The sequence below is a fragment of the Sinomonas susongensis genome (assembly GCF_005877005.1).
GTDB classification, from domain to species: Bacteria; Actinomycetota; Actinomycetes; order Actinomycetales; family Micrococcaceae; genus Sinomonas; species Sinomonas susongensis.
Map to the genome: position 1 here is coordinate 55,160 of NZ_SSNH01000016.1, position 10,648 is coordinate 65,807.

Here is a 10,648-nt window from a genome sequence, read left to right on the forward strand (position 1 = left end):
AGGGCGCCGAAGCCATGAACCTCCCCGTCGACCAGGCCTGGATCGAGGCGGTCATCCTCGCCGCAGTGCGCATGACCGCATTCCTCTTCGTCGCACCGCCGTTCTCGCACAACGCGTTCCCCGCCCAGATCAAGGGGATGCTCGGCGTCGGCCTCGGGCTCGCCGTGGCCACCCGCCCGCAGTCGGGCTACAGCCCGCGCGACACGGCGGGCTTCGTCACCGGCCTCGTGCTCGAGCTCGTGACGGGTCTGGCCCTCGGCTTCCTCGTCTACCTTGTCTTCGCAGCGATCCAGTCGGCGGGTTCGCTCATCGACCTCGGCAGCGGCTTCCAGATGGCCCAGGGGTACGATCCGCAGAGCCTCGTCAACGGCGCCCAGTTCACGAGGCTCCTCCAGATGGCCGCGCTCGCACTCCTGTTCTCCTCGGACGGCTACCAGCTCGTCCTCGGCGGCCTCACCGGCTCCTTCTCCGCGCTTCCGCTCGCCGGTGGCCTGGACCTCTCCCACCCCGGGCAGGCGATGGCGGCCGCAGCCACCGGCATGTTCGTCTCGGCCCTCCAGATTGCGGGGCCGCTCATGGTGGTCCTGTTCCTCGCGGACCTCGGGCTAGGCCTGCTCACCCGCGTCGCCCCCGCACTCAACGCGTTCCAGATGGGGTTCCCACTCAAGGTCCTCATCACCCTGAGCCTCGCGGGAGTCCTGTTCCTCGGGCTTCCGAGCGTCGTCTCTGCGCTGGTGCAGCAGGCTGTCAGCACGGTCCTGGGGGTGGGGTGATGGCCGATGCGCAGGAACGCACCGAGAAGGCCACCGACAAGCGACTCCGCGAGGTCCGGTCGAAGGGACAGCTCGCGAGGTCGCAGGACCTCACGGCTTGGCTCGCAGTCGGCGCCGGCGCGATCATGATCCCGTCCACCATCGCGGAGGCGTCGAAGGGTGGAACGTCACAGCTCTTCACGGTCACTTCGGTCATCTCGAACCCAGACCCCGCGAAGGCCGTGCAGGCGCTCTCGGACGGACTGGGCTCGATCGCCGCGACGCTGGGACCCCTCGCCGCGGTGGTCTTCCTCGCCGTGCTCGCCGGCTCCGCGGCCCAGGGCGGCGTGCACCCGAAGCGCCTCACGCCCTCGTTCGAGCACTTCAACCTCGTGGCGGGACTCACGCGCATGTTCGGGAGGCAGGCGCTGTGGGGCGGGGTCAAGGCCCTCGCGAAGACCGCCGTCGTCGGGCTTGTGCTCTGGAGCGTCGTGCAAGGGCTGATCCCCGTGCTCATGTCGGCGGGCGGGCTGCCCATCTCAGGCGTCCTGGCCGCAGCGAACGACGGCGCGGCCTCGCTCATCCGCTTCGCCGTCGCGGCCGGGCTTGTGCTCGCCGCCGCGGACGTGCTCGTCGTCATGCGCCGGAACCGCACCAAGACGCGGATGACGAAACGCGAGGTCAAGGACGAGAACAAGAACAGCGAAGGCGATCCGCTCATCCGCTCCCAGCGCCGTTCCCGCCAGCTCGCGATGTCCCGCAACCGCATGATCGTCGCGGTCGCAGGGGCCGACGTCGTCCTCGTCAACCCCACGCACGTCGCGGTCGCGCTCAAGTACGAACCGGGGAAGTCCGCGCCGCGCATCGTCGCGAAGGGCGCTGGCAACGTCGCTGCGCGGATCCGCGAGGAGGCCGAGAAGGAGCGCGTCCCGATGGTGCAGGACATCCCGCTCGCCCGGGCCCTGCACGCCGCATGCGATCTCGGCCAGGAGATCCCGGTCGAGTTCTACACCGCCGTGGCGGGGGTCCTCGCGTTCGTCATGTCGCTCAAGGCCCGCGGGGGATCCCTCGGAGGCCTCCACCGGATCCCGAATCGGGCCGCCCTACCAGCCAGTGTGAAAGGAATGCACGCGTGAACCGAAACCTTGCCCGGCTCGCCGTCCCGGTCGGCATCGTCGGCATTGTCCTGCTGCTCGTGGTGCCCGTCCCGGCGCCGCTGCTCGATGTGCTGATCGTGTGCAACGTACTGCTCGCACTCGTGATCCTCCTGACCAGCATGTTCGTGAAGAAGCCGCTCGACTTCTCGGTCTTCCCGTCGCTCCTCCTCGTCGCGACGCTGTTCCGGCTCGGCCTCAACGTCGCCTCCACGCGGCTCGTGCTCGGGCAGGGTTTCGCAGGCCAGGTGATCGAGGCCTTCGGCAAGGTCACGGTCGGCGGGTCCCTGATCATCGGCGCGGTCGTGTTCGTGATCCTCGTCGTCATCCAATTCGTCGTCGTGACGAAGGGCGCCGAGCGGGTGGCGGAGGTCGGGGCACGCTTCACGCTCGACGCCATGCCCGGCAAGCAGATGGCGATCGACGCGGATCTCAATGCCGGCCTCATCACCGACGCCGTTGCGCGGCAGCGCCGAGCCGAGGTCTCCGCGGAAGCGGACTTCTACGGCGCCATGGACGGTGCCTCCAAATTCGTCAAGGGCGACGCGATCGCCGGCATCGTCATCATCATCGTCAACATGGTGGGCGGCCTCGGGGTCGGGATGCTGCAGCGCGGGCTCTCCATCACGGACGCGCTCAACACGTACAGCCTCCTCACCATGGGCGACGGCCTCGTCTCCCAGATCCCTGCGCTCCTCATGGCCGTCTCGACGGGCATGATCGTTACGCGATCGAACGCAGAGGCGGATCTCGGACAGGCCGCCTCGACGCAGCTCTCGCAGTCCCGGACGGCCCTCCTCATCGCGGGCCTCGCCGCCGTGGTCATGGCGCTCATGCCCGGCATGCCTCCGCTCCCGTTCCTCGGCGTGGGGGCGGGGCTCATCATCGCCTCCCGCCGGATACGGCCCTCGCAGGAGGGCGCGGCCGATGGTGCCTCCGATGCCGCCGGGGCCGCGGGTTCCGACGCCGAGCAGGACCCGACCCGACGGCTCATGGAGGAGATGCGGGTGCAGCCGCTCGAGATCCTGCTGTCCCCCGACCTCGTCGACCTCGTCGGGGGGTCGGCGGACGACCTCCTCGCGCGCGTCAAGTCGCTTCGCCACAAGGTCGCAATGGACCTCGGCATCGTGATCCCACCGGTGCGGACGCGCGACTCCGTCGAACTCCCACCGTCGACCTACGCGATCCGGATCGCGGGCGTCGAGGCGGGCCGTGGGACCGCGCCGTCGGGCAAGCTCCTCGCCCTCGGCGATTTCCTCGACGCCCTCCCGGGGCCGGACGTCGTCGAACCGGTCTTCGGACTCGCTGGCAAATGGATCCCCGCAGAGATGCGGCACAGCGCCGAGCTGACGGGCGCGACGGTGATCGACCGCGTGAGCGTGCTCATCACGCACCTGTCCTCGATCGTGATGGCCAACGCGGCACGCCTGCTCTCGCGTGAGGACGTCAGGGTCCTCACCGAGGGCGTCAAGGCCGTGAGCCCGGCCGCCGTCGAGGAGCTCACGCCCGGGCTGCTCTCCCTCGCCGAGATCCACCGCGTGCTCCAAGGCCTCCTCGCCGAGCAGGTGCCGATCAACGACCTCACACGGATCTATGAGGCCCTCACCCTCCGTGCCAAGGCGTCCACCGATCCCGAGGGGCTCATCGAGTCCGCACGACTCGCGATCGGGCCGGCTCTCGTGCGGCGGCTCGTGGATGCGGATCGGCTCACGGTCATCACGATCGAACCGGTGCTCGAGCAGAGCCTCGTGCAGGACCTGCGGCCGGCCGAGGGCGGGACGCAGCTCGTCATGGAGCAGGCGAAGCTCGATGCGATCACGGCCTCCCTCAGCTCCGCGGTCGCCGCGGCGGAGTCGGCGGGGAAGAGCCCGGCCCTCGTGTGCGCCCCCATGCTGCGCCCCGCCCTGCGCAAGCTGATCCCCCTGCCGCCCTCGGGGGTTCCCGTGCTCTCGTACGCCGAGGTGACCTCCACGCCGGTCAACATCGAGACGATCGGAGTGGTTCGCCTTGGCGCCGCAACAGTTTCTGCTTAGGGGCCCGAGCCTCGAGGACATCACCCGGCAGGCCGCGGAGCTCTACGGATCCGACGCCCGGATCGTGAGCGCCGACAGGGTGCTGGATTCTGGCCTCGGGGGATTGCTAGGCCGGCGCCACATCGAGGCGACGGTGGTGCTCCCGGACCCCGTCGTGCGGCTCCTGCCCGCGGTGGAACCCGACATTCCGCACGCCCTGGGTGCCAGGGCAGGCATCGCGGCCCTCCTCGACGACGCCGACACCGCCGAGGACCGGCTGCGCACGAGCGCGTTCCCCGCCGCAGCTTCCCCTGCACCCGCCGTCTCGACCGAAGCCGAAGACTTCGACGCCCTCCTCGAGCGGTTGCGCGGCGAAATGGAGGCACCCGCGGAACGCGTGCCGGTGCTGCTCGGTGGCGCGGGGGACCTGGTGCTCGTCATCGGACCCGGGGAGACCCCGTTCTCGGTGGTGCGATCGATGGCCGCTCGCGAGCCTGGGGCGTATTCGCCCGTGAGCGCGGGGGAGACGCCCGCGGGGGAGCCGCCCGCGGGGGAGCGGCTCGAGGAGGATTGGCCTCATCTCGAGGACGTCCGGGACGCGACGGCGGCCCGCGCCCAAGGCGTCGAGTCCTCCACGGCAGTGCTCGCGGCCCTCCGTCTGCGGGCATTCGACCGGCTCGGGTCCCAGCTCGGGCGCGCCGCGGCGCTCAGGCCGGACCAGGTGTGGCTCGCCGTGGACGCCCGGCACAAGCCGGACGAGACGGCAGAATGGGTGGAGGCAGCGAGGTCGCGCTTCTCGGTGACCGCGCTCGCCGTCGTCGGCGCACTCGAAACCCTTTCGCCGCAGACCGTCAACAGTCTCGGAATCCCCGTAGGCTGGGTGGACAGTTCGCCCGCACCACGGACGGTGCTCTGAAGGTTCCACGGAAGGAAGGCCATGCTCGTACTCACCCGGAAGCCCGGCGAGAAGATCATGATCGGCGACGAGATCGTCATCACGTTCCTCGAGAGCCGTGGAAGCGAAGGCATCCGCATCGGCATCGATGCGCCGAGGCACCTCGCCATCAAGCGCGAGGAGATCTTCGAAGCGGTGGCTGACGCGAACCGGGAGGCCGCCCACGCGCCGTCGGACGCCGAGGCGATCCTCAAGGGGCTCCTCGGCGGGGAGGGGTAGGGTCAGCAATGTGGAACTCGCACCGCAGCTTCACCGCATCGGCAACGACACCATCGCCGCACACCTCGTCCTTGCCGACGACGGGATAACCCTCGTCGACACGGGCCTGCCCGGCCACTACCGCGATCTGGTGCGGGAGCTGAAGGCGCTCGGCCGCCCGCTCTCCGACATCAAGGGCGTCGTGCTCACCCACGGCGACAGCGACCACATCGGCTTCGCCGAGCGCCTGCGCAGCGAGCTGGGGATCCCGGTCTACATCGGCGCCGAGGATGTCGAGCGGGCGAAGGGCGCCAAGCCGCCGCCCACGCCGAAGGACCCGCGGAGGATCGCGCCCGTCATCCGCTTCTTCGCGTATGCGATCGCCAAGGGGGGATTCCGCACGCGGCCGCTGCAGGAGGTCACGCCGGTGCACGACGGCGACGTGCTGCCCTTGCCCGGATCGCCCAGGATCATCGCGATGCCCGGCCACTCGCCGGGAAGCGTCGCGGTCCACATGCCAGCGGTGCGCGCGGTGTTCGTGGGCGACGAGCTCACGACTCGCCACGTGCTGACTGGCACCGAGGGCCCGCAGCCGGCGCCGTTCACCGATGACCAGGCGCGCTCGTCAGAGTCGATCGACAGGCTCGCGGGCCTGGACGTCGACTGGGTCATCCCCGGGCATGGCGCGCCCTGGCGCGGCAGCACCTCGTTGCTCATCACCGCCTACCGGCTGGCAGAGCGCCGCCCGGCTGGGGGCTGAGGAGCCTCCGGGCCGAGAAGGCTGCGGACGGATCCTGGGGGCCGACGAGCCGCAAGATCCTCGGTCTGCTACTTCTTCCGGCTCTCGGCGGTCTTCCGGTCGTTGGCCTTCTGCAGTGCGTCGACCAATTCGTCCTTCGACATGGTCGAGCGGTGGGGGACGTCGAGCTTCTGGGCGAGCTCGTAGAGGTGCTTCTTCGACGCGTTCGCGTCGACGCCTCCGGCCGTGGGACGAGAGGTGTCCTTCCCGCCCTCAGCCTGCCTGTCGGAGGGGCCCTTGCCCTCCTTGGGCTCCCAATGGTCGCCGACCTTCTCGTGCGTGTGCTTGAGGGCCGAATAAGCGACCTGGTGGGCGCGCCGCTCGTCGTTGTAGGTCTCCTCGGCCGAGTCGTGGGCCTTGGCGAAGGTCTCCTGCGCCTTCCGGTCCGATCGCTGGAGTGTGGACGGCAGTTCGTCCTTCTTGGCGTGACCGCTCTTGTCTGCCTTGGGCATGCTTCCTCCGATCAGGGAACCTGTTCCGGGCGTGCCATTCCACGCTATGCCTGCAGCGTGTCCGGCACAACTGCCCGTGTTTGCTCCAAGTTGTCGCGGAGTTTCCGTTCTGGACACCTCTCTTGACTCTATTTGTCACGACTGCGACACGCCCAAACAAAAAGACATGTCCAAATACCAGTTTTACGTGCACAATGGACATGTCCAATGAGGTCCCATGGCTGGGGGAGCCGGGTCTCGCGCTTGGGCTCCGTGGAAGACAAACGTCTCGCAGGGGTGTAGGTGAAGATCGAAGAACGCAATCGCTTGGTGCTGGAGCATCTCCCGCTCGTGGGCTACCTGGTCTCCGACCTGTGTGCGCGAGCGACCCACCTCTCGCGTGAGGACATGGCCTCCGCCGGGGCGCTCGGTCTCGTGCTCGCGGCCGAATCGTTCGACTCGAGCATGGGCGTTCCCTTCGGGGCCTTCGCCCGGCGTCGGATCACGGGCGCGCTCATGGACGAGCTCCGGTCCCTCGACTGGGCCGGGAGGGGGGCCCGCAAGCGCATGAAGGCAGTGAGTGCTGTCACCGAGACGCTCACAGCCAGCCTCGGCCGGAAGCCGACGAACGACGAGATCGCTGCGGCCCTCGGGGTGACCCGCGAAGCCGTCGACGAAGCCGCTGCCGATGCCGCCCGCACCGTGAACGCCCTCGACGAGAGCGTCGCGGACACGCTCGTAGCGGATGCGGTGGCACCCGAGGAGGCGACGCTCGCCGGGGAGCGGACACGCTACCTCCGCGCAGCCGTCGAGGCGCTGCCCGAACGGCTTCGCCTCGTGGTGACCGCGATCTACCTCGAAGGCAGCTCCGTCAAGGAGGTCGCCGAGAGGTTCGGCATCAGCTCGTCTGCCGTGTCACAGCAGCGAAGCGAAGCCATCCGTCTCCTGCGCGAAGGCCTCGACGTGCACTATCCGGACAGGCCCGACGTCGCGCCCGCCGTCGAATCCCGCGCCATGTCCCCGCGCCGCGCGGCCTACCTCGAAAGCTTCGCCGAGGCGGTCCGCAGCGTTGGACCCGAACGTCAGCTGGCCTCGCCGGCCGCGTCGTAGCGTCGCCAGCCGGCCGCCAGCGGTCGTCCGGGCTTGCCGAACGGGGCTTCTGCCGCCGATCACCCCGCGTGCCGGTGCACCGCAATACACTGCACCCTAAGACTCAGCGTTGAGGGAGGCCCAAGGTGGACGTCGGCGTCGCACGCGAACGCATTCCGGGGGAGAAGCGCGTCGCGGTGACCCCGGACTCGGCACGGCAGCTCGTGGGGCTCGGGCTCGGCGTCCAGGTCGAAGGGGGAGCGGGCACGGCCGCCGGCTACCCCGACGGCGCCTATGCCGCAGCGGGCGCCCGCATCGTCCAGTCCCTCGACGCCGCGACGGTCGACGTCCTCGCGCACGTCCGCCCGCTCGGGCCGGAAACCGCAGCCCGCCTCAAGCCGGGGACGATCACCGTGGGCCTTGCCTCGCCGTCGACCGAGCTCCCCACGGTCCGGGCGCTCGCCGACGGTCGGATCACCTCCTTCGCGCTCGAACTCGTGCCGCGGATCTCACGCGCGCAGTCGATGGACGCGCTCACGTCGCAGGCGCTCGTGACGGGGTACCGCTGCGTGCTCGAAGCGGCGATCCGGCTCCCGCGCTTCTTCCCGCTGTACATGACGGCCGCAGGGACGGTCCCGCCGGCCCGCGTCCTCGTCCTCGGTGCGGGCGTCGCAGGGCTTCAGGCCATCGGTACGGCAAAGCGCCTCGGCGCCCGCGTCTCGGCGAACGACATCCGCCCCGCTTCGGCCGACGAGGTCGCCTCCATGGGCGGCACCTTCATCCGGCTTGACCTCGACTCTCCCGAGGCAACGGCGGGGGCTGGCGGCTACGCCAGAGAGCTCACCGCAGACCGCGGCGCGCTCCAGCGGCAGCTGCTGGCGCCCCACGTGGCCGAAGCCGACGTGCTCATCACCACTGCCGCAGTCCCTGGCCGGGCTGCGCCGCTCCTCGTGAGCCGGGACATGGTGGCCGCCATGCGGCCGGGATCGGTGGTCGTCGACATGGCGGCGGAGTCGGGAGGCAACGTCGAGGGATCGGTTGCGGGCGAGAACGTCGTCGTGCCGACCGCCGACGGCGCAGGCGAGGTCACGGTTGTCGGCCTCAAGGACGCCGCCTCCGCGATGGCGTCCGATGCCTCGCGCCTCTACGCCAAGAACGTCGCCAACTTCATTGCGCTCCTCACCTCGGACGGCGAGGTCGCCCCGGACTTCGACGATGAGGTCGTGGCCGGCGCCTGCCTCACGTACGACGGCGGCGTGCTGCACGAGCCCACGGCGCAGGCCCTCGCAGTGCTCGCCTCGGCGACGGAGCCCTGGGGCGAGGCCTCTGACCAGGGCGAGCAGATCGAGGGAGGGGCAGGCTGATGGGCGGAGTTGAGCTTCTGACGATCACCGTTCTGGCGGTGTTCGTGGGCTTCGAGGTGGTCTCGAAGGTCTCGAGCATCCTGCACACTCCGCTCATGTCGGGGGCGAACGCGATCCACGGCATCATCCTCGTGGGCGCCATCACCGTCGCAGGGCAGGCCACGGACGGTTGGGTGCTCGCGGTGGCGCTGCTCGCCGTCGTCCTCGCGACGGCGAACCTCGTCGGCGGGTTCGTCGTGACGGACCGGATGCTCGAGATGTTCCGCGGCCGCGCAACCCCGGGTCAGGGCGGGGCGAAGGGAGAGGCGAAGTGACCCTCTCCTCCGAGATCCTCGATCCCACGTGGACAGCGTTCCTCTACCTTGTCGCGGCGGTCTGCTTCATCCTCGCCCTCAAGGGACTCAGCTCGCCGAAGCACGCGCGCCGGGGCAATCTGCTCGGTGCGCTGGGGGCCTTCGTCGCCCTCGTGACGGTGTTCCTCTCGAGCCGGCTCGAGAACATCCCATGGATTCTGGCCGCCATGGTGCTCGGCGCCGCGCTGGCCGCACCCGTGGCCCGCCGCGTCAGGATGACCCAGATGCCGCAGCTCGTCGCGGTGTTCAACGGCGTGGGCGGTGGGGCTGCCGCGCTCGTGGCGCTGCTCGAACTCCCCCACGCGGAGGACGGCTGGCTCCGCGTCGCGATCGTCTTCACCCTGCTCGTCGGCGCCATCTCGTTCGCGGGCTCGGGCGTGACGTTCGCGAAGCTCCAGGAGCTCATGACGACCCGGCCCGTCGTGTTCGCAGGCCTGCCCGTGCTCATGGGTGCCGTCCTCGTTGGCGCGGTAGGTGCGGCGGCAGCAGTCGTCGTCACCGGTTCGACAGGGCTCGCCGTCGCCGTCCTTGCCGTGGGGCTCATCGCGGGCCTGCTGCTCGTCCTGCCCGTGGGCGGGGCGGACGTGCCGATCGTGATCTCACTGCTCAACGCGTTCACGGGCCTCGCTGTCGCTGCCTCGGGGCTCGTGCTCGGGAACGTCCTGCTCGTCGTCGCCGGCACGCTCGTGGGCGCGTCCGGCACGATCCTCACCCGTCTCATGGCCGCCGCGATGGGGCGGAGCGTCGCGGGCGTCATGTTCGGCGCGTTCCGCGGAGGTTCGACCGCGGGTTCGACTGCCGTGAGCGAGCGGCCGGTGCGGTCCTCGAGTCCCGAGGACGTCGCGGTGCTGCTGGGGTACGCGCAGCGCGTCATCATCGTCCCGGGGTACGGGCTCGCGGTGGCACAGGGGCAGCACGCGGCGGCAGAGCTCGCGCAGACGCTCGAGTCGCGGGGCGTGGACGTCGAGTTTGCGATCCACCCCGTGGCCGGCCGCATGCCCGGCCACATGAATGTGCTCCTCGCGGAGGCCAACGTCCCCTATGAGTCGCTCATGGAGATGAGCGAGGTCAACGGCGACTTCAAGCAGGCCGACGTCGCGCTCGTGGTGGGCGCCAACGACGTCGTCAATCCCGCGGCCAAGACCACTCCGGGATCTCCGATCTACGGGATGCCGATTCTCGAGGCCGGAGACGCGCGCCAGGTGGTGTTCCTCAAGCGGTCCATGCGGCCGGGGTTCGCGGGCATCGAGAACGAGCTCCTGTACCAGCCTCAGACGACCCTGCTGTTCGGGGACGCGAAGGAATCGCTCACGAGGGTCCTCTCGGCCGTGAAGTCCCTCTAGCCACTGTCCTTCCAGCCCACTTATTCGCCGACCCAGCAGCGCGTCGCGCGGACACGCCGCGCTCCCGACCGATTGGGATAGATGGCGGATTCAAGGCATGTTGGCAACGGCCTGTTCGATGTCTTCGAGGAAGACTTCTCGTGGTGTTTTGAAGCCTAGTGTCTTGCGTGGCCGGTTGTTCATCTCGAAGGCGATGGC

At 69.7% G+C, this 10,648-nt stretch carries 11 protein-coding genes; 10 read left to right on the forward strand and 1 reads right to left on the reverse strand.

Going from position 1 to position 10,648, the window contains the following annotated elements:
- Positions 1-14: 14 nt before the first annotated feature.
- From E6A21_RS16635 to E6A21_RS16660, 6 genes are read left to right on the forward strand one after another with little or no spacing between them, the layout of a single operon-like run.
- The gene (locus E6A21_RS16635) at positions 15-773 is read left to right on the forward strand and encodes a flagellar biosynthetic protein FliR (protein ID WP_138445281.1); all 759 of its coding nucleotides are present in this window, start codon (positions 15-17) and stop codon (positions 771-773) included.
- Positions 773-1,888, forward strand: a complete 1,116-nt coding sequence (locus E6A21_RS16640; RefSeq protein ID WP_138445282.1) for an EscU/YscU/HrcU family type III secretion system export apparatus switch protein — start codon at positions 773-775, stop codon at positions 1,886-1,888. The genes E6A21_RS16635 and E6A21_RS16640 overlap by 1 nt, the downstream gene beginning before the upstream one ends.
- Positions 1,885-3,939 carry a flagellar biosynthesis protein FlhA gene (locus E6A21_RS16645; RefSeq protein WP_138445283.1) on the forward strand — a complete coding sequence of 685 codons (2,055 nt, stop codon included), beginning with the start codon at positions 1,885-1,887 and terminating at the stop codon, positions 3,937-3,939. The genes E6A21_RS16640 and E6A21_RS16645 overlap by 4 nt, the downstream gene beginning before the upstream one ends.
- Positions 3,914-4,834 (forward strand): hypothetical protein, encoded by a 921-nt coding sequence (locus E6A21_RS16650; RefSeq protein ID WP_138445284.1) that lies wholly within the window; start codon positions 3,914-3,916, stop codon positions 4,832-4,834. Before E6A21_RS16645 ends, E6A21_RS16650 begins: the two co-directional genes overlap by 26 nt.
- Before the next feature lie 21 nt (positions 4,835-4,855).
- Entirely contained in the window at positions 4,856-5,092 is a 237-nt protein-coding gene (locus E6A21_RS16655) for a carbon storage regulator (protein WP_138445285.1), read from the forward strand.
- A 10-nt stretch (positions 5,093-5,102) separates the two neighbouring features.
- Positions 5,103-5,831, forward strand: coding sequence for an MBL fold metallo-hydrolase (locus E6A21_RS16660; protein ID WP_138445286.1), 729 nt, complete (start codon positions 5,103-5,105; stop codon positions 5,829-5,831).
- Between the two features lie 68 nt (positions 5,832-5,899).
- Here the strand turns inward: E6A21_RS16660 and E6A21_RS16665 are convergent, their stop codons facing one another.
- Positions 5,900-6,322 carry a ChaB family protein gene (locus E6A21_RS16665; RefSeq protein ID WP_138445287.1) on the reverse strand — a complete coding sequence of 141 codons (423 nt, stop codon included), beginning with the start codon at positions 6,320-6,322 and terminating at the stop codon, positions 5,900-5,902.
- Between the two features lie 282 nt (positions 6,323-6,604).
- Between E6A21_RS16665 and E6A21_RS16670 the strand changes: the two genes are divergently transcribed.
- The 4 genes from E6A21_RS16670 to E6A21_RS16685 all read left to right on the forward strand — a co-directional run bounded on the left by E6A21_RS16670 (position 6,605) and on the right by E6A21_RS16685 (position 10,450).
- On the forward strand, positions 6,605-7,411 hold the full coding sequence (locus E6A21_RS16670; protein ID WP_138445288.1) for a sigma-70 family RNA polymerase sigma factor: 807 nt from the start codon (positions 6,605-6,607) through the stop codon (positions 7,409-7,411).
- A gap of 125 nt (positions 7,412-7,536) precedes the next feature.
- Positions 7,537-8,754 carry a Re/Si-specific NAD(P)(+) transhydrogenase subunit alpha gene (locus tag E6A21_RS16675; RefSeq protein WP_138445289.1) on the forward strand — a complete coding sequence of 406 codons (1,218 nt, stop codon included), beginning with the start codon at positions 7,537-7,539 and terminating at the stop codon, positions 8,752-8,754.
- Complete coding sequence (locus tag E6A21_RS16680) at positions 8,754-9,068, forward strand: NAD(P) transhydrogenase subunit alpha part 2 (RefSeq protein ID WP_138445290.1); 315 nt, start codon at positions 8,754-8,756, stop codon at positions 9,066-9,068. Before E6A21_RS16675 ends, E6A21_RS16680 begins: the two co-directional genes overlap by 1 nt.
- Entirely contained in the window at positions 9,065-10,450 is a 1,386-nt protein-coding gene (locus E6A21_RS16685) for an NAD(P)(+) transhydrogenase (Re/Si-specific) subunit beta (protein ID WP_246036588.1), read from the forward strand. Before E6A21_RS16680 ends, E6A21_RS16685 begins: the two co-directional genes overlap by 4 nt.
- Positions 10,451-10,648 lie beyond the last annotated feature (198 nt).